At 54.1% G+C, this 16,718-nt stretch carries 19 protein-coding genes, 2 tRNA genes and 1 riboswitch; of the genes, 8 read left to right on the forward strand and 13 right to left on the reverse strand.

Features of this window, described 5'->3' with window-relative positions:
- Positions 1-109: 109 nt before the first annotated feature.
- The 4 genes from LWH94_RS04575 to LWH94_RS04590 all read right to left on the reverse strand — a co-directional run bounded on the left by LWH94_RS04575 (position 110) and on the right by LWH94_RS04590 (position 4,044).
- The gene (locus LWH94_RS04575) at positions 110-2,026 is read right to left on the reverse strand and encodes an STY4851/ECs_5259 family protein (RefSeq protein WP_232901398.1); all 1,917 of its coding nucleotides are present in this window, start codon (positions 2,024-2,026) and stop codon (positions 110-112) included.
- 110 nt (positions 2,027-2,136) lie between these two features.
- Positions 2,137-3,066 (reverse strand): metallophosphoesterase, encoded by a 930-nt coding sequence (locus LWH94_RS04580; RefSeq protein ID WP_232901399.1) that lies wholly within the window; start codon positions 3,064-3,066, stop codon positions 2,137-2,139.
- Between the two features lie 125 nt (positions 3,067-3,191).
- Positions 3,192-3,779 carry a hypothetical protein gene (locus LWH94_RS04585; protein WP_232901400.1) on the reverse strand — a complete coding sequence of 196 codons (588 nt, stop codon included), beginning with the start codon at positions 3,777-3,779 and terminating at the stop codon, positions 3,192-3,194.
- A complete protein-coding gene (locus tag LWH94_RS04590) occupies positions 3,772-4,044 on the reverse strand; it encodes a hypothetical protein (protein ID WP_232901401.1) in 273 nt (90 codons plus the stop codon). The genes LWH94_RS04585 and LWH94_RS04590 overlap by 8 nt, the downstream gene beginning before the upstream one ends.
- A gap of 105 nt (positions 4,045-4,149) precedes the next feature.
- Here LWH94_RS04590 and LWH94_RS04595 point away from each other — a divergent pair, with 105 nt between their 5' ends.
- Positions 4,150-4,482, forward strand: coding sequence for a hypothetical protein (locus LWH94_RS04595; protein WP_232901402.1), 333 nt, complete (start codon positions 4,150-4,152; stop codon positions 4,480-4,482).
- Positions 4,483-4,537: 55 nt separating this feature from the next.
- Here the strand turns inward: LWH94_RS04595 and LWH94_RS04600 are convergent, their stop codons facing one another.
- Positions 4,538-4,747, reverse strand: coding sequence for a hypothetical protein (locus LWH94_RS04600; RefSeq protein ID WP_232901403.1), 210 nt, complete (start codon positions 4,745-4,747; stop codon positions 4,538-4,540).
- 17 nt (positions 4,748-4,764) lie between these two features.
- Positions 4,765-6,879: an AAA family ATPase gene (locus LWH94_RS04605; protein WP_232901404.1), complete on the reverse strand. Its 2,115-nt coding sequence runs from the start codon at positions 6,877-6,879 to the stop codon at positions 4,765-4,767.
- Between the two features lie 111 nt (positions 6,880-6,990).
- Between LWH94_RS04605 and LWH94_RS04610 the strand changes: the two genes are divergently transcribed.
- Together LWH94_RS04610 and LWH94_RS04615 are read left to right on the forward strand one after the other, a co-directional pair.
- On the forward strand, positions 6,991-7,338 hold the full coding sequence (locus tag LWH94_RS04610) for an SLOG family protein (RefSeq protein ID WP_232901405.1): 348 nt from the start codon (positions 6,991-6,993) through the stop codon (positions 7,336-7,338).
- 98 nt (positions 7,339-7,436) lie between these two features.
- Entirely contained in the window at positions 7,437-8,678 is a 1,242-nt protein-coding gene (locus tag LWH94_RS04615) for a DUF4236 domain-containing protein (RefSeq protein WP_232901406.1), read from the forward strand.
- Here the strand turns inward: LWH94_RS04615 and LWH94_RS04620 are convergent.
- Positions 8,635-9,642 carry a helix-turn-helix transcriptional regulator gene (locus tag LWH94_RS04620; protein WP_232901407.1) on the reverse strand — a complete coding sequence of 336 codons (1,008 nt, stop codon included), beginning with the start codon at positions 9,640-9,642 and terminating at the stop codon, positions 8,635-8,637. The genes LWH94_RS04615 and LWH94_RS04620 overlap by 44 nt on opposite strands.
- A gap of 61 nt (positions 9,643-9,703) precedes the next feature.
- Between LWH94_RS04620 and LWH94_RS04625 the strand changes: the two genes are divergently transcribed.
- From LWH94_RS04625 to LWH94_RS04635, 3 genes are all read left to right on the forward strand, one after another.
- Positions 9,704-10,162: a hypothetical protein gene (locus tag LWH94_RS04625; RefSeq protein ID WP_232901408.1), complete on the forward strand. Its 459-nt coding sequence runs from the start codon at positions 9,704-9,706 to the stop codon at positions 10,160-10,162.
- On the forward strand, positions 10,162-10,341 hold the full coding sequence (locus tag LWH94_RS04630) for a hypothetical protein (RefSeq protein WP_222447814.1): 180 nt from the start codon (positions 10,162-10,164) through the stop codon (positions 10,339-10,341). The genes LWH94_RS04625 and LWH94_RS04630 overlap by 1 nt, the downstream gene beginning before the upstream one ends.
- 183 nt (positions 10,342-10,524) lie before the next feature.
- Positions 10,525-11,676, forward strand: coding sequence for a PcfJ domain-containing protein (locus LWH94_RS04635; protein WP_232901409.1), 1,152 nt, complete (start codon positions 10,525-10,527; stop codon positions 11,674-11,676).
- Between the two features lie 168 nt (positions 11,677-11,844).
- On the opposite strand, the gene LWH94_RS04640 is transcribed toward LWH94_RS04635, so the two are convergent.
- The 3 genes from LWH94_RS04640 to LWH94_RS04650 form a co-directional block, all read right to left on the reverse strand.
- Entirely contained in the window at positions 11,845-12,177 is a 333-nt protein-coding gene (locus tag LWH94_RS04640) for a YnfA family protein (protein WP_199456943.1), read from the reverse strand.
- Between the two features lie 89 nt (positions 12,178-12,266).
- Entirely contained in the window at positions 12,267-12,617 is a 351-nt protein-coding gene (locus LWH94_RS04645) for a DUF3147 family protein (RefSeq protein ID WP_232901410.1), read from the reverse strand.
- A 580-nt stretch (positions 12,618-13,197) separates the two neighbouring features.
- Positions 13,198-13,947, reverse strand: a complete 750-nt coding sequence (locus LWH94_RS04650; protein ID WP_232901411.1) for a CLCA_X family protein — start codon at positions 13,945-13,947, stop codon at positions 13,198-13,200.
- Positions 13,948-14,154: 207 nt separating this feature from the next.
- On the opposite strand from LWH94_RS04650, the gene LWH94_RS04655 reads away from it, so the two are divergent.
- Positions 14,155-14,307 (forward strand): hypothetical protein, encoded by a 153-nt coding sequence (locus LWH94_RS04655; RefSeq protein WP_232901412.1) that lies wholly within the window; start codon positions 14,155-14,157, stop codon positions 14,305-14,307.
- 37 nt (positions 14,308-14,344) lie between these two features.
- Here the strand turns inward: LWH94_RS04655 and LWH94_RS04660 are convergent.
- The 3 genes from LWH94_RS04660 to LWH94_RS04670 form a co-directional block, all read right to left on the reverse strand.
- Positions 14,345-14,418: transfer RNA gene (locus LWH94_RS04660), tRNA-Cys, on the reverse strand.
- Between the two features lie 54 nt (positions 14,419-14,472).
- Positions 14,473-14,548, reverse strand: a tRNA-Gly gene (locus LWH94_RS04665).
- A gap of 124 nt (positions 14,549-14,672) precedes the next feature.
- The gene (locus tag LWH94_RS04670) at positions 14,673-15,416 is read right to left on the reverse strand and encodes a murein L,D-transpeptidase catalytic domain family protein (RefSeq protein WP_442914962.1); all 744 of its coding nucleotides are present in this window, start codon (positions 15,414-15,416) and stop codon (positions 14,673-14,675) included.
- 159 nt (positions 15,417-15,575) lie between these two features.
- A riboswitch (TPP riboswitch) is annotated at positions 15,576-15,667 on the forward strand.
- A 48-nt stretch (positions 15,668-15,715) separates the two neighbouring features.
- Between LWH94_RS04670 and thiB the strand changes: the two genes are divergently transcribed.
- Positions 15,716-16,717, forward strand: coding sequence for a thiamine ABC transporter substrate binding subunit (gene thiB, locus LWH94_RS04675; RefSeq protein WP_269802485.1), 1,002 nt, complete (start codon positions 15,716-15,718; stop codon positions 16,715-16,717).
- Position 16,718: the final 1 nt, after the last annotated feature.

Raw genomic sequence — 16,718 nt, forward strand, 5'->3', positions numbered from 1 at the left:
GAATGGATCGAGGACTATAACCGCAGCCACCCGCACAAGGGGCTAAAAATGAAATCGCCCTGGGAGTACCGGGCGGAACTGGCATCAAACGAATGAGGTGGTGTCCGGTTTAGCGGGGGCAACTACAGTCATAAAGCTGAGCCCCAGTCCTTGGATAAGGTAATCTCAAAATCACTGGATCACCAGGATTAAGGCCATCAGAGAGCGCAACGCTAACCTTTTGCGGAACTTGCCCTCGTGCAATCGGCTCCAGGGTTATCTCACAACCATCGTCTATTAATTGAGTTTCGGCCCGTATAGCATCATCAAGTATACGAACCGCAAGCTTCCTCCCACTCCTCAGAATTATTTTGGCGGAGCTGTGAGTGGAAGCGGGGACCGAAATTACTCGCAGATCTTTGGGTATAACACCAATCTTTCGGCGAAGAACGGTTTCTCCTCCCCTCGCAACGGCGCTCAGACCGAAACTGCCAACTTCATTTTTTTGATAATCGAATTCCAGGGATTTACCGTTTGCGAACAGACTGATGTCCTGATTATCCTCATTTCCAGTAGCCCTGAGGTTTGGCCACCCCCTATAGACAAGATTGGGAAGTGTGTCGTACAACGACACCGTTCCGGCCAGAGTTGGCTTTGTGATTACTGCATTTGGGTCAAACCGCACAACCACTCGCGAATCCGCACCTACGAAGGTGATGTCTTCCGATACGCGGATCCATTCTGCTCCCAATTGATCACTTCCTAACAGCTCACTCTTGGATAAATCCTCAGAGCTCAACGCCGGGGGCACTCTCACCAACGCATATGAAGCCGCCAGGGTTGTAGACGCTGTTGAGGCTAGTTTTAACTGCCCTCCGTCCTCAATGAAAATTAGTGGCAATGATGCAAAATCGACTTCGCTTCCCTCGAAATAGAAGGCATCGATTCGCTGTCCGTTCGATAGAAGCTGAACGGTCAAAGGGAGCTCCGGATTCACCCGGCCAACTCGAATTGCTCGGTTGTTAATCTTTAACGTAATCTGCGAACGATCGTCATTCACTTTGCCATGAACAATTCCTGATCGCCTTAGCAGTTCATCGCCTTCGTAGAAAGCGACCTCTACCCTAGTGCTCTGAATGGGGGCACCTTCAAGCGAAATCGAAAGTTCTGAAGGCAGAAATACCTCCGTTTCGAGCGCCCAATTTTCATAGGTGCCTTTTAACCAGTGATCACAGGAAAAGTTTTTCTCGTCTGCTTCAATCCGCTTTTTCTCAGATCGACTCTTACCAGCATCTTTAAGCCATTCATTGATGAGATTGCGCGCATTACCCTCGCTCACAGGGAGCGGAGAAAGCTTTCGCCAGTCAGGTGCATGCTCGTCAAGGTAATCGGCCGGATCTTCAATTGATGCAATGGGATGGGCTTCTGCAATTCCCATCAGCCACTCAACAATGGATGCGATCAATAGATATTTTTCATGGGTCCTAAATGTCTGCGGAAAATACTGGGCGTAATTCGACACAGTCGAAGCTATGTCGCCGCCTAACTGCTGGACTCGATAATAGTTAGAAATCGTCCCACGAACAGCCCGACCGAAGCCGTGCGTGTCACTCTGAATCAGGCGCCAGGGTAATCCACCTTCATCAAACAGAGAGCCAAGATAATCATGACCATTGGTTCTCAGGCGAATTGGACGTCGCCAAAACTCCAGCCCTTTTCTGACAATTTCTGAATGACGCAAACTTGGAAGCTTGATTGAAAGCGGTTTCTCGAATCCCTCCCAAGACCAGCCGAGGTTGGTGCCGTCGTATTCTCTGCGATATTTTTCAGCAACGAAAAGACAGAAAGCAGCCGACCAATATACCGAATGCACGGGACTCTCGATATCGGGCAAAGTCTGTCTCAATAAAGTCGGAAGATAGGCAAATTCTTCATCAGTCACGTGGTATAGGTATAACGGACTTCCATCTGGCCCCGAAATCATACCTCTAATGAACAAAAACTCATTCACCCAGGCTTTTGACTTACTTCTCATGCCCATATCCATTTGAAAGTCCTTTTTACGGCATTTCTTCTTCATTTGCTTTGGACGATTTCATTGACCATAGCTACTGCTTTCACCAACTAAATCAGCAAAAAATTTTTATAATCTGCGCCTTACTGTTCCTGGACCCAGGTAAAACACTTTGCTTTCAACCTTTGTGCTCCATCGAAACGATAAGCGCACAATTTTCCGCCGGGTCCACCGGCAACGCTATAGTCCAGGCAAGCAATGCGCTCATTCAGTGGAGCCGGCTCCCCTTTCATCCAGTAATGCCCTACAAATACCGGCTTCTCTCCGTCGTATCCTGGCAGGACATCAGAGGCCACCGGCTCATGGGGAATTTTATTGATCACTTCTTCTGGAACCATGGCCAGATCACGATAGGTCAGCTCACCCTCGCGCCACCATTCAGTGCGGATGTTGGTTCGCTTATTCTTATCTTTGTCGAAGAAGTGATGGTCGCCAGGAAGCGGAATCTCCAACCCTTTGAGAAGGGTTTCAATCGCTTCATAGGCCTCTGACCCCTTTCGACTTGCTGCCTCCCAAGCGGTCGGAAGTAACCGGTTTTCTTTATCGGTGTACTTGGCTATGGCCGCAAGATGCTCCGGGTGCCAGCAGGCATGTACTACTCGAAATTCCGGCAAGTCCAGGTACACCGGCAAGGTTTTGAACCACTTGATCATGCTGTGGTGCAGCTCGCTCCCCTCACCTACTTGCTCCAGAAAGGCTCTGTGCTGCTTCAGGTTCTTATCAATATGGGGGCGAAGATGTTCACCAGGGCTTTGCGGATCTTCCGTAGCCCAGGCTACTGCGTTGAATTCGTGGTTGCCCATGACCGCCAGGGCGTGGCCCTTTTCGACCATGTTTTGGGCAATGGTGACGGTCTCTACCTGTTCCGGGCCGCGGTCTACAAAGTCACCCAGGAAAATGACCTTTCGCTCGGGGTGCTGCCACACGCCGTCGATTTCGCGGTAATCCATCTTGGTGAGGAGGGCTTTGAGTTCAGTGGCGTGGCCGTGAATATCGCCGATCAGGTCGTACATCTTTCGTCCTTGTTTGGTATATCTCTCTGCGCAGTCGGTCCGCCAAGTTCAGAAAAGTTAGGCTGCGTTGCATTCCGAGTATAAGCAATACTGCGTGAAGTTGGAGCGAATTCCAACAAACGTAACTATTGTTTACATGTCGCAAAGTGTTTTTCGCCAATCGCGTCACCTTCAGTCGACAGGACATAGGCGTGGCCTGGCGCCGGGATAAACCAGTAAGCTTCAATCTTGCCCCAGATACCGAGAGTGCCGGTGGTCTCGCGCATGTGTTCACGAATCTTTTCACCCGCTTTGGCCAATTGTTGCTCCAGTGGTAGACGCCAGAAACCCTTCGGAAAGAATAGGTGGCGGAATGATTCACACGCGGCCAAAGCGAAGATCGGCTGGGTGGTGCGTTTGAAGTTGGTATCTACCCAGAGATATGGCTTGAATGCATGCCACTCTTCAGAGAGGGGGTGCTCAAGGTGGCTGATCCGATGGCGAGCCTCCTGCCCCTCAAGACCTGCCACTTTACTCAGTGCCAGCAGAAACTCTGCCGAACTGTATTTCAGGTCAAATCCTCCTCCCTCGAGGCCAAGATGTTTACTGGCCAGCACGTTCTCCAAGCGTTTGATGTTCGCAGGAGTCGGGTTTCGGTAGCCCATGGCTTTCAGAATGGCGGTATGGGACTTTCCCTTCAATCCGGCTTTCAGGTCGGTTCTAAGTTCACTCATGGTGTCGTCCCTCTTTCTCAAGCCATTCAATGACGGGCCTGATCACAGCGGGTTGCACTGGAAGATCCTCATCATCATAAAACCAGGCTCCGAGCGCACAGGCAAAAGCATGTTCCAGGGCTTCACCATTCTGTAGATGCTCACTGACACTCCGGGCCACTGCGTCGTACTCATCGAAGCAGTCATTCTCTGTGCAGCACGTGCGCATAGGATCTGTGTGGAACAATGCACGGGAGATGCTTTCAGCGGTGTAGTGGGTGCTCATTCATCCCTCCTTTGTAGATAAGTTCATTCTAAGGAACGTCTGCGACAATATGTGTCGCCCAACTAGCCTAGACTGATCGCAGTTGAACTGAACAGGGAGAAAACGATGAATCGTGCCGAAAAAGAACTGCTCAAGAAGCGCACCGCAGAACGGGAAGGTTTATCCGAGGAGGAGTGCCGAAAGCTGGATGAGCTCAACAAGCTTGTCCACGATGTACACTACGAACTCTTCCCGGAAGAATACGATGCCATGATGGATTCCATCGCAGACGCCAATGACCGTCGCCATGGTATTAATCCCATGAGTTTGGATTACACCGAGAAGGTAAACGCCCGTCGGAAAGAGCGCGGGGTGCCACCGCTGGGAGCTAACGGATTGCCTACCGACGATTCCAGCTGGGATGTTGCACGGGAAGAAGCGTTGCGCCGCTTAGGATAATCTCCTCCCTTCCCCTGAGCCCTTGCAGCTCAGGGGCCTTCAGCCTGACTGAACGTCAGGCTTTTTGTCTGAGCTGGTAGTAGCCCATGCTTTTTTTGTCCTGGGCGGTCTTGCGGGTACCGTTGTCCGTCAACGCCGCGTATTTTGCCTCGGCTTCCTCTCGAGGCATCGCTTGCCCTTCGAAACTGTCCGAACGATTCATCCGGTCAAGATACTCCACTACCCACAAATCTTGCGTGAAGCCGGTTTTTGGTTTTTTGCTCATTATGCACTCCTGCATTTTTACGATTGAACAAATCCGATTGGTTGGCTGACAACGCCCTCCGTCTGCTGGCGCTGCTCTTCTTTCAGCGCCTCCAGCAGCCTCACAGTGCGTGCTTTGAATCCCCGCAGCCGGAGGTTCTGCACCGCGGCCCGGATCAGACCCGGGGTGAGATGGTCCAGGTGACTAAGCTGCTCGGGGGTTAACGCACGAGCCTTATCCTGATCAACCACACATGTACTGACAATAGCTTTTACCTGCTCCGCTGTCAGGCAGCTGAACTCTACTTTCAGCTGGAATCGGCGCAGGATGGCTTTGTCGAAGCTGTCGAAGCGGTTGGTGGTGGCCAGGAAGACACCTTCAAACCGCTCAAGCCGAATCATGAACTCGTTCACCGCGCTCACTTCCCAGCTACGCTGGGCCATGCTGCGGGTGTAGAGGAAGGTGTCGGCTTCATCCAGCAATAGAACTGCACCGGTTTTTTCTGCTTTGTCGAACATAGCGGCGATGTTCTTCTCTGTTTGCCCGACGAACATCCCCAATAAGTCACTGCCCGATTGCAGCATGAACGGCTTTTTCAGGCGCCGGGCCAGTTCCTGGGCATAGGCGGTCTTCCCTGCGCCCGGTGGGCCGTACAAGCAAATGCGCGCGGTGCCTTCATCACGGGCCAGTCGCTCTGCGTTCCGTAAGGTTGGGCGGGTGTTGATCCACTCGATCCTGAATTCCGGGAAATCGGCTTTACGAGGCTTTTTCAGAATCTTCACCGGGCGATTCTCGCCCATCGCCGCCAGGCGCTGTTCGATCAGTGATTCCAGCCTGTTCTGGTTTCGGGTGACCTGTTTTACTGGCAGATACTGCGCCACCTCTGACAGATTTTTGGCCAGAGCCGGTGTCATCCAGGGCTGCTTGGCAGCACTCGATGCCCAGTCCGGTGAAACCGGCAGCATCAGGAGTTCTCTTTCCATACGTTCGGTTTGCTGGTCAGTTCCACTGCCTTTCACTTCGACAATAAAATCGAAACGACGTAAAAAAGCCGGATCCATTTCTGAAATGTTGTTGCTGATCCAGATAACCGGTGCCTGGTTTTCCTCCAGTAATTGGTTGAACCAGCCCTTGGCCAGCTGATCCGATTTACGGAAGGCATCTTCCATTTCATCAAACAGGAGGATGGCGCCAAGCCGGTCTTCCAGAAACATCTGGGCCAGTTTGGCCGCATCGAGGCGTATCCGGCCTGTCATTGATCCGGTGTTGTCGCTTTTGGTCGGCACTTCATACAGAGGGGCTGAGAGCTTTTCGGCCATCGCCCGAGCCAGCTGGGTTTTACCGGTACCGGGCTTGCCATGCAGCAGAATATTTTTGCCTCGGGCTTTGCTGCGCAACGCATTCTGAAGATAGTCCAACATCAACTGCAGTTCTGACACACCGTTGAAATCACCAATTTTGTGCCGTGCAGCAGGGCCCGGTGGGCAGATTTGACGAAACAGCATTTGTTCCAGGTCGTGCTCATCCTCTTCGTCGTTTTCTTCGGACGAAGCGATGACCAGCTGGCCCAGCAAGGGGCCACCCTCAACCAGGTCCCATATGTCACTGTTGCGATTAGGCGCTTCGAGCAGTCGAATCTGGCACAGCATCGCGTCTTCGTCCAAAGCGCGAGCGAGCATACGTGAGGATTCCCGCATGGCTTTGGCCAAAGCGTTTACCGAGTTGTTGAGCTCGGTGATTTCCAGCTCCCGCAGAACCTGCTTGGCTTGTGGATGCTTGTGCAGCAACAGTGTGAAGATCAGAACTTTGATCTCCACCAGGTTGGGTTTCAGCAGTTTGGTGAGGCTCGACAGCAACGGCTCGAAAGACAGATTCGGCTTGCCTTTCAAGGATGCCGTCAGGGCTTTTTCGCGGTCACGAATCGCCTTGAGGTATACACCGGTACCCGACACGGAACCACCGCCTTCCGGCACCTTGATGCCCAGAAATGCCAGAGCGTCGTCGGCGCCGAAAAAGCTAAGTGTGTTCTCATACCCGGGAGTGAGATACAGCCGGCACAGGTAGATCTGGAGCAGCTTCAGGTCATCCTTCGAGGCTGACAAGTCTGGCCCCGGGTCCTGTGCTTCGTTGATGAGCTCTTTCCACAGCAGCATAGAGGTGGTCTCCTGATCCATTTACCACCATCTTATACTTCGTTTGCGTCAGTTTATGTCGCTTACGGGCGTTAAGCTCTCAGTCCTGACTACAAGCCTGTGGAGCTCGCTATGCGCAAAATCGCCGTTATTGGTTATCGCCACTTTACTGACTACGACCGCCTGGAGCGTGTGCTCCAACCCTGGTTGCCCGCGCACATCATCTCTGGCGGCGCAAAAGGCGCGGATGCACTGGCGGAGCAACTGGCCCGGGAACATAAGCTGCCTATTACCGTGATCAAACCCGACTGGAAACAATACGGCCGCGGGGCCGGCCCCATTCGTAACCGCACCATCGTCGATACGGCGGATTTGGTGATCGCCTTCTGGGATGGCAAATCCCGGGGTACCGCGTCCGCCCTGAATTATGCACGGGCCAAAGGTAAAACGGTGATTGTTGAAACCGTGGGGGAGGCATGACCAGGCAACAACTGATCTCTTTAACCAAAACTTATCGTCCTCAACACAACACCAATAAATGATAGGATGCGCACGAACAGGTCCACAGGCTGGAGGCTATGGCGTTTCGTTTTCGCAGAACCGTTAAGATTTTCCCGGGCGTTCGGTTGAACCTCGGTAAGCGTGGTGTGAGTGTGTCTGCCGGTATGCGCGGGGCCAATGTCACGCTGGGACGAAACGGGCTTTACGGTAACATGGGAGTGCCTGGTACCGGTTTGTCCTACCGGGAAAAACTGCTCAAGAACCGCCAGCCGGGCAGGCCTTCAGCCAGTGCGAACGGGGACCATCCGCAAAGCTCGCCTCTGCCGCCCATCGCCGAGCAAATTGCCCAGGTTCAGCTCAATACGGCAACGGGTGAGATTTCCATCCTGGACACAGATGGCCAGGATCTTGGCAGCGAAGCCATGGCGGCAGCCAAGGCCTATGCCCTCGACGCGTTGAAAGATACTCTCAATGAACAGGTGGATACTCATAACCAGGTGATGGAGAGAATCGGTGCGATTCATCTGGGCACCCCTGCGCCCAATCAGTTTCCCAAATTTCTCCCGGAACCCTTCGATCTTCCTGAACCTGTTCGACCGGTGCCTCGCAAGCCGGACTGGAAAGCCTGGTTTTGCCCCGCTCGCCGAAGGGCCATTATGGAGAGCAACCAGCGAAAGCTCTCGGAGTACCATCGCCAGCGGGTTCAGTGGCAATCTGAACAGGAACACCACCAGCGCAAAGAAACGCAGCGGGCTACGCTGTACCAACGGGCCGTGCAAGGCAGTTTGTCTGCGATGGAGTCCGTGTTGGATGACCACTTGATGGACATCGACTGGCCCGAGGAAACCAGTTTGTCGTTTGAGTTGAGCGACAATGGTAAAACGCTGATGCTGGACGTGGATCTGCCGGAGATTGAGGATTTCCCGAAAACCGAGCTGCGGATGTACCAGCGGGGCATCGGGGTTTCCGTAAAAGAGCTATCGGATACGGCGCTCCGAAAGCTCTATATGGCCCACGTGCACGGCATGGGATTTCGGCTGATCGGTGAGGGATTTGCCTGTGCGCCGTCCGTTGAGACCGTGGTGCTTTCCGGTTTCACCCAGATGACCAACCGCGCTACCGGTCGAATTGAAGACCGCTACCTGTACAGTGTGAATGCCAAGCGAGAAGCCTGGCGCCAGATTCACTTCGGCAATCTTGAAGCGGTGGACCCGGTTGAGGCCCTTGCCGCGTTTGCATTGCGGCGGGACATGACCAAAACCGGCATTTTCCGGTCTATCGAGCCTTGGTCTGACGGGTCCGCTTCAGCCCCTGCTTGAGCGTGTCTTCAATCTCATCCCGCAACCATGCCGGCTCCAGAATATCGCAATGCACTGCTTGAGCGGTGAGCCACCAGCGCAGGTCCTGGGTGTCGCCCACGGTGACGGCCATTTCGAAGGTCTTGTCATCAATCTCAGTGGTGATCTGATCAAATCCCAGCGGGGATTCGATCAGGTGGTTCAGCACCGGTTTGTCGCAGCGTAACTTCAGATACACCGGCTCATCGGATTTCAGGATGCCCATAGCGCCGGAGTGGATGTACAAATCCAGATCAAAATCTTCCGGGCGCTCGATGAGCTCTTCCACTACTTCACCGGCCGTCGCCCTGTGCAGCACCAGCTGACGAACCCCTTCCCTGCCTTCGATGGTGCCGATCAGGTACACGTTCGGGTCCCGAAAGATGAGCCCGAACGGATGCGCCACAATCTCTTCCGGTTCCGGCCAGCTGCGAGCCTGGTAGGTGAGTTTGCACTGGTACTCCCGGAGCAAGGCTTCGGTGACCGCTTCCAGAACATCGGCATCAACGGGCGGGCGCGCACCTCCTAATCCCCGATTGATCACCCTGACCCGGTCTGGCCACTGGCCCAGGGGGTTCTTTTCACGCAACAGCGTGCGGTGGGCTTCATCGAAGTGGGGCTTTAAGTGGGACAGTGCCCTTGGGGGCAACATTGGTGAGAGGTAGGCCTTCGCCAGCTCAAAGGTCAGGGCTGCCGGCAGATCCAGCGCCGGTATGATGTCCATGGTGGCATTGCGATCAAACGACCAGCGATAAGGCCGGGAGTTTTCATCGACCAACAAAGGGAAATCCGCACTCAGCTTTTCCAGATCCCGCTGGATCGAGCGCATGGTTACTGAAAAGCCCTGCTCTTCCAGGCGGCTCGTCAGTTGGGTGGTGGTGATGAATCTTGGGTATCGGGGCACCATCCGGAGCATGGTGAGGTAGCGAACGGCCGTGTTGGACATAGCGGGATCCTTGTCTTTTCTCGAAGTCGACAGCTTAAGCGACACATTCTGACGCTATGTCATGCTAGATTCTTGTGCTGGCCAAGTAAAGCCGCTGGCCAATTCTGCCAACGACACAAGGAGCCCTGCCCTGAAAAAACACAACTTTGCCTCCCTCCTGCTAGAACATGGGTTTACCCCAAAAACCTACGATTTCGACTCCACCGTGCTGGGGTTCCAGCACGACATCTTTAACGCCCTGATCCACAACGACCCCGTGTTCAGCGAGAAATCGTTCATTCGAGAGCAGCCCGATTGCCCAGATGCCCTCTTGCGCTGCGAGCTCATCACCCAGTCAGATGATCTTTCCGCAGCCGTTCAGCATTTCTACGCCCGATGGTTTGAGGAGCTTCGCTATTCGAATTCTGTGCTGGAGTTGCTCAATCTGGAGATGCACGAAGATGCCGCCAGCATTCACGTGCTAACCATCAGCAAAGTCAATGCGATGACGTTTGTCTTCAACATCCAGCGAGGTGCGTGATGATTCTGATTTTAGCTGCGCTGGGTGTGGTGCTCTGGGTTGTGGTGTCGATGCTGTGCATCAGCTATTTCAATGACCACGGTGTCGGCTGGGAGGAATGGGAAGCCTTCCCGGTGTGGTTAAAGATTCCGATTCTGGTGGTTGCGCCGGTGTTTTTTATTTCCTGGTGGGTTCGTTAACACCAGCTAGCTATCAGCGGAGATAAACTCCACATAGCCTACCGGCTCGCAAACCAACGATGCATAGCTGCATCCTTGGCCGTTCTTTCTGAGGCAGTGTAGTCAAAGTTTTACGGCTTAGGCGACCCACACTGTCGTATCGCTGGATTATCCTGCCTGAAGATCGTCGAAGAGCTTAATTGTATGACCAGCACCACCACCGTTTACGACCTGAGCCAGATACTCAATTACCCGATCCGGGTTGAGGTTAATCGTTGGGATTCAGAGCATCCCCTGCGTTGGGCCAGCTATAACGATGAGGGTCAGATTGCCTCTGGCCAGTTCCTGGAGCCGCCCGGGTTACCGCTGTTTACGCTGGAAGATGATGAAGGAAGGCGCCTGTGTGATGCCCTGCCGAAAACAGTATCAGCCATCACTGCGTTGATGCCCGCCATGGACTTTGTGCTCGCACAGGCCTGTGCGGCTTCGGCAGCGGCTCGGGAATTGGCCGAGGACGCTCCTCTACTGTTTATCCTGGCGGTGGATCATGCGCGTGAACAGTCCTGGTCGCTCGAACGGTTTAACGCGTTTCTGGCCGGTAAACGCTCCGATATTCTTAAAGCAGTTGGGCTTCCGGGCAGCAGATCCCTCGTTCGATTAGTCCGTCGCCTGGCCTTGTCGCCTTTATTACCCTGGGAGCTGGAAGATACTCGCGCCGCACTTCAGAACCCCGAGTACTTAGCCTTGATGCGGCACCACCCTCACCTCCATGTGAACCACCTTCGTTTGCTAAATCGCGTTCGGCACCCGTTGTGGCCCGGATTGCTGAATCTGGTGGACGAACACACCTCAGCTGTGGAATTGTCCTGGCTATGCCGGATGATTCGGGATTCGCTCGCCATGGCCGGCGGTAACGAACAGGCCCTTGCTGCAATTCATTCCAGAGAAACCCTTCAGGCCCAACATGACCGTTTGGTTGAACGTTTCAACCGGGCAAACAGCCGAAACTCCGAAGAGAAACGCCAAGACCTGGCGAAGGAGCTTTCTGAGGAGCACGGCGACTATCCGAAACCGCCCCTTGCCCCAATCGATGGTATAGAGCCGTTGGGCTCCTGGTTGGAACTTCTGGAAGAAGGGGCAACCATGCGCCATTGCGTCGGCAGCTATGACGTGCCGGTCGCCCTCGGGGAAGTCTTCATTTACCGGATGGTCCACCCGGAGCGCTTGACCATATCGCTTGAGTATCAGAATAAAACGTGGGTAGTTGGCGAGGTTCGCGGAGTGTGTAATTCAAGCCCTTCAGAGGGTGCTTTGGATTGGATTCGGCGGTGGGTGAATACTGGTCGCAGCAGTTAGGAAACGCAGACCAGATCTGCTGTATGTAGACTGAGCGATGCGAAGAAATGGTCGCAAAGCGGACGTTCGGACAGGACGATTAGCACTAGTATAGTGGCGCCCACGTACCGCAGCGAAATGGGCATCAGGGCGCAGGACCGGACGCCCGGAACGAACTACAACAGTTGGTTATGTGGCGCGAGGCGCAAACATGATGATCGCCATTCCCACCAACGCAACAGCTGAACCAACTAAATCCCAAACTGTTGGTCGAACCCCATCGACAGCCCAAAGCCACACAATTGCCATAAAAATATACACACCACCATACGCGGCATAGACCCTGCCAGCAGCGGTGGGGTGCAGTGAAAGCAACCACGCAAATGCTGCGAGGCTCAACGCACCTGGCACCAGGAGCCAGATGGTTTTACCCTCTCGAAGCCAAAGATAAGGCAAATAACAACCCACGATCTCTGCCAAAGCGGTGACGATAAAAAGACCAACCGTTTTCAATTCAGGCAATGAAATTGACCTCTTGGCAGTTACCTGACTTTGCGGCGTGCCAGCGCCAGCGTAGATGCGTCCAACAACAGCCCCTTGTTCTACGATATTTAAAGCCCCACGCCATAGTACCGAAGGACACCCACCATTACCCAGTAGCAGATTGCTGTAATGCCGATTGACGCTGTCAGGCTAAGGTAGAAATTGAGCCCCTGTGCCAACAGAACCGGTAACGCAATAAACAAAGCAAGTGATGGCAAAACCAGCCAAAACACACTACTTGCAAGTTCGCTAACCTTTTCTGCATCCCTGGTATCTAAATAAAGCCAAAGCATTGCCAAGACTGACGTCAGCGGCACCGACGCTAGCACAGCGCCTATGAACGAGCTTCGCTTCGACACTTCCGATATGAGGACAACCAGAATAGCGGTCACTGCGACTTTGACAATGTAATAAGTCAACTGGATCTACCTCCTGGCGGCAACCGTATCACGGCTTATTAGTTTGCATTCTTATTAAACCCCAACGCCATCTCCCCCGTCCAAATCTGATTCCAAGCCCTGATAACAATGATTTTTCATGGTTTTATCTGTAGTTCCGCAGCCGCCATTACGCTGCCGGCTCTGTGAAAAGTTTACACTCAAATTATCAGTGCACGCTTGTACCAGTTAAATCCAGAGAACGGGGAATGTCCGCTTTTGTTTAGGGTTTCGCGTGGGCTGTGGAACGGTCACCCGCTGGCTATACTCACCGTTATTAACCTGCCCTAGTGTTTGTCGCCGGACCAGGTAATAACCGGCAGCAATTGAGAACAGAGCTGCTGCCAATACTTCCAGAGCGGCAATCATCAGGCTTCTGCGCTTGACCTGCTCAATGCTCCGCAGCTGTTCCCTCAGGTCCAGGCCTATTTCCACCGTGCCGTAATTCAGTCCTGCCTTCCCTTTCTTCCGCCCGCCAGAACTTTGTTTACACTAATTTCACTTTATTTACACTTATGTTGATCATACTAAGATTTTTTACAGACAAGGATGGAGCCCCCTTTTATCCGGCCTTAGCCTGTTCCCGGTAAAGCGCAGCGCCCAGAGCGGCAAAGTAGCGCTGGTATGCGTCATTGATCCGCTGGCGATGATCGCCCTGCGGATACAGACCCGCCTTGGCTTCATCAGAGTGAACGGTTCCGTTTACCAGAAATCGGTTACGCGGCTGGCTGTCTTCAATGAAGGCTTCAAAGGCGCGAGCGCACAGCTCCTCCGGTTTGGCGTAATAAACCGTTTTCAAGTGCTGATCAGCCACCTGGGAGGCCCGGAACAAAGTGCTGGGTGCTGTGCCGTCCTCCGTCAGCATGATGGCCTGGAAGCAAGCGCCTAGCCGTTCATTCAGTGGATGCGGTTTACTGCTTACGCTGTTCAGCCAGGCACTTGAAGCGAAGCCGCACGGTCCGGCATTCCGGTAAGCTTTGCCTCCCATGTAGTGATCAAAGGCGTGAAACCATTCATGCGCCAGGCTACCCGCACCAGCGTTCTTGGCCAGCGCCAGTTGCCGGGTGGCGGGAATGTAGTGCGCGGCCACGCCCAGCCGGCCGCCGATGCCATACTGCAGGCCCAGCGTGCTCCTCAGGGAGATCAATGGCTCCGGTCCTCGCAGGATCGTCATCAAATCACACAGCGCCTGATCGAACCGGCCGGCTGCCCGGTCCCGCTCCTGGGACGTCACCCAGCGTCCGACTTCAATGCTGCGAAAATCAAACCGTCGTCTCACCGTTACAAAGGATGCTGCAGATTCAGACGTCACTCCCAGCCTCCCATCTCCAGAAATATCAGGATGCCCAGGCTTGAGACGGATTCGTAGTTACCAAGCAGAATGCAGGACATGCTTTACACCTAGTACTGTTTACATATACAGCATTTTGACGAGGCTACACGGGTGGGTCAACCACAGTCAGGCACAATGTCCTATACTCGGACCAATGCAGTTGCCAGGAAGGCAGGAGGAGTCTGTATGAAAAGCGTGGTACTGATGTTTGTTGGTGGACTGGTAGGCGGCTTTATCGGGCCGGTTTCAGCACTGGTTGGCGTGGCAGCAGGGTATGTACTTGGCCGCATGCTAACGCAGTCAGACGTACCAGAGCGAAGAAAGGCAGTCAGCCAATAAAGCTCGGATAAACCGATGATTTTCGTAAGGGAAAAAATGGAGGCGCGGGTCGGAATCGAACCGGCGTACACGGAGTTGCAGTCCGCTGCATAACCACTCTGCCACCGCGCCGGGTAAGCCTGGAATCTGGCTTTTGCTCTCAGGGGGCGTGAGAGACTTGGAAAATGGAGCGGGAAACGAGATTCGAACTCGCGACCCCAACCTTGGCAAGGTTGTGCTCTACCAACTGAGCTATTCCCGCTCTTCGTTCAGAGGCGTTGCCTCCTCAACGGCTGCGTATTCTACGGATTACGCTTCGCGCGTCAACACCTTTTTTTCAAGTTTCTGTTTTTATTGCTAATGTGCACAAAATTTAGCCAAACCGGTCAGGACCGGCTGGCGTCATCCGCGTTCGCCTGAAGGGAACCGGCAAGCTGGTTGCCGCTGTCGCAGTTCAGGTAGCTGGAAGCCTGCAGCCATTCTTCATCCGGGTAGTATTTGAAAACCAACTGGCCGCCTTTCAGGTTGTCTACTACCTTTGCGATCACATCGCGGTCTACCGCCGGGCAGCCGTGGCTGCGGCCAATGCGACCGTATTTGTTCACCCAGCTCTTCTCTACGTAGTCTGCCCCGTGAATGACAATAGCGCGCTGGCGGGCCAGGTCATTGAAGCCCGGCTCCAGTCCGTCCAGCCGCAGGGAGTAGCCGTGGGCACCTCTGTAGGATTCCGCTGCCTTGAACAGTCCGATGCTGGACTGGTGGCTGCCCTCAATGTTGGAGAAAGCACTCGCTTCGCGGTCACCGGAGTTTTTACCGTGGGCAACCAGCTCCCTCAGAACCAGGCTGCCATCGGCCAGGTCAAACAGCCAGAGGCGTTCTTCGCTGGATGGCAGGGAAAAATCAATAACAGCAAGCCTCTCCGGCATCGCTGTTCCATTGCTGATGGCGCACTGGGTTGCCTTGAAAGCCGCCTCGAGAACCGATGGGTTCAGTTTAGGGGCTGCACTGGAAAGGCGATCAAAAAGCTGGTTATTCAGGGACTGGGCCTGGGTGCTGGTGGCGAAAAGCACTGAAAAAAGAAGGCCGGACATTGCTGTACAAAATTTGAGCAGATTGCGATGCTTGGGCATGCACCTTACCTCTATAGATGAAGAATACGGTCTATCCGATTGAAATTTGCACTATTCTAACAGCAAATAATGAGAACCCCGACACCTTTGTACAGTTTTTAAACAGACCGTAATCAAAGTTACAAATTACAGGCTGCCACGCAGGCGTGTTAGAATCGCCAAGACTCAACGGGGTGCCCGACAGGGCTGAGACCATACCCGCGGAACCTGACCCGGCTAATACCGGCGTAGGGATTGAGCCGCCACTTTTCCAGTGGTTACCGCGGCATGGCCCCCTCCATAGCCAAGGTGTAATCACTATGCGTTTCCGCTTGCCTCTACTCTTCGCTGCCCTGCTCCCGGCTTTCGCTACTGCCGAACCTGCGCAGGTTTTGAACGTTTATACTCACCCGTCGTTTGCGGCGGAATGGGGCCCCGGGCCCGCGGTCAAGCAGGCATTTGAAGAGCAGTGTGAATGCGAACTGAACTATACAGTGCTGGAAAGCGGCGGCGATATACTTCAGCGACTGCGCCTGGAGGGCAGTTCAACCAGTGCCGATGTGGTGTTGGGGCTGGATACCGCCACCATGGAAGCCGCCCGGCAAACCGGATTACTGGCTCCGCACACGCTGACACTGAACAACCTGGCGCTGCCTGTCGACTGGCAGGACGACACCTTCCTGCCCTACGACTGGGGCTACTTCGCCTTTGTATACGACACCGAGCTGCTGCCGGAACCTCCTGAAAGCCTGGAAGAGCTGGTCAATGCACCGGATGACCTGAAAATCATCATCCAGGATCCCCGCACCAGCACCCCCGGCCTCGGCCTGCTGCTCTGGATGCACGCGGTTTATGGCGATGACGCCCACGCTAAATGGCAGCAACTCAGTGGCAAGGTACTGGCGACGACCCAGAGCTGGAGTGACGGGTATTTTTCACTGTTCATGAACGGCGAAGCCCCGATGATCCTTTCTTACAGTACGTCCCCGGCCTATCACATGGCGGTCGATAACACAGACCGTTACCAGGCGGCCCGTTTTGAAGAAGGCCATTACCTTCAGGTCGAGGTTGCCGCACTGGTGAATAGCTCCAGGAGTCAGGCCCTCGGCCGGGAATTCATGGAGTTCATGTTGTCGCCGGCCTTCCAGCGCCATATTCCGTTGAAGAATGTGATGTATCCGGCTATCGACCTTGGTGACGAATTGCCGGAGGTATTTGACCGGCTGATCCACCCGTCCAAAGCCCTCTATCTGGAACCGGCAGAGGTCGCCCGTGAACGCCGCTCACTGGTGAATGCCTGGCTGGACGCCATGACCCGCTGAA

The organism is Marinobacter sp. G11 (genome assembly GCF_021282325.1).
Classification (GTDB): domain Bacteria; phylum Pseudomonadota; class Gammaproteobacteria; order Pseudomonadales; family Oleiphilaceae; genus Marinobacter; species Marinobacter vinifirmus.

Bases quoted from the DNA above. Each gene is read 5' to 3' on its own strand.
- LWH94_RS04575 (WP_232901398.1), bottom strand. From the start codon at position 2,026: ATGGATATGGGCATGAGAAGTAAGTCAAAAGCCTGGGTGAATGAGTTT.
- LWH94_RS04580 (WP_232901399.1), bottom strand. From the start codon at position 3,066: ATGTACGACCTGATCGGCGATATTCACGGCCACGCCACTGAACTCAAA.
- LWH94_RS04585 (WP_232901400.1), bottom strand. From the start codon at position 3,779: ATGAGTGAACTTAGAACCGACCTGAAAGCCGGATTGAAGGGAAAGTCC.
- LWH94_RS04590 (WP_232901401.1), bottom strand. From the start codon at position 4,044: ATGAGCACCCACTACACCGCTGAAAGCATCTCCCGTGCATTGTTCCAC.
- LWH94_RS04595 (WP_232901402.1), top strand. From the start codon at position 4,150: ATGAATCGTGCCGAAAAAGAACTGCTCAAGAAGCGCACCGCAGAACGG.
- LWH94_RS04600 (WP_232901403.1), bottom strand. From the start codon at position 4,747: ATGAGCAAAAAACCAAAAACCGGCTTCACGCAAGATTTGTGGGTAGTG.
- LWH94_RS04605 (WP_232901404.1), bottom strand. From the start codon at position 6,879: ATGCTGCTGTGGAAAGAGCTCATCAACGAAGCACAGGACCCGGGGCCA.
- LWH94_RS04610 (WP_232901405.1), top strand. From the start codon at position 6,991: ATGCGCAAAATCGCCGTTATTGGTTATCGCCACTTTACTGACTACGAC.
- LWH94_RS04615 (WP_232901406.1), top strand. From the start codon at position 7,437: ATGGCGTTTCGTTTTCGCAGAACCGTTAAGATTTTCCCGGGCGTTCGG.
- LWH94_RS04620 (WP_232901407.1), bottom strand. From the start codon at position 9,642: ATGTCCAACACGGCCGTTCGCTACCTCACCATGCTCCGGATGGTGCCC.
- LWH94_RS04625 (WP_232901408.1), top strand. From the start codon at position 9,704: ATGCTAGATTCTTGTGCTGGCCAAGTAAAGCCGCTGGCCAATTCTGCC.
- LWH94_RS04630 (WP_222447814.1), top strand. From the start codon at position 10,162: ATGATTCTGATTTTAGCTGCGCTGGGTGTGGTGCTCTGGGTTGTGGTG.
- LWH94_RS04635 (WP_232901409.1), top strand. From the start codon at position 10,525: ATGACCAGCACCACCACCGTTTACGACCTGAGCCAGATACTCAATTAC.
- LWH94_RS04655 (WP_232901412.1), top strand. From the start codon at position 14,155: ATGAAAAGCGTGGTACTGATGTTTGTTGGTGGACTGGTAGGCGGCTTT.
- LWH94_RS04670 (WP_442914962.1), bottom strand. From the start codon at position 15,416: ATGCCCAAGCATCGCAATCTGCTCAAATTTTGTACAGCAATGTCCGGC.
- thiB (WP_269802485.1), top strand. From the start codon at position 15,716: ATGCGTTTCCGCTTGCCTCTACTCTTCGCTGCCCTGCTCCCGGCTTTC.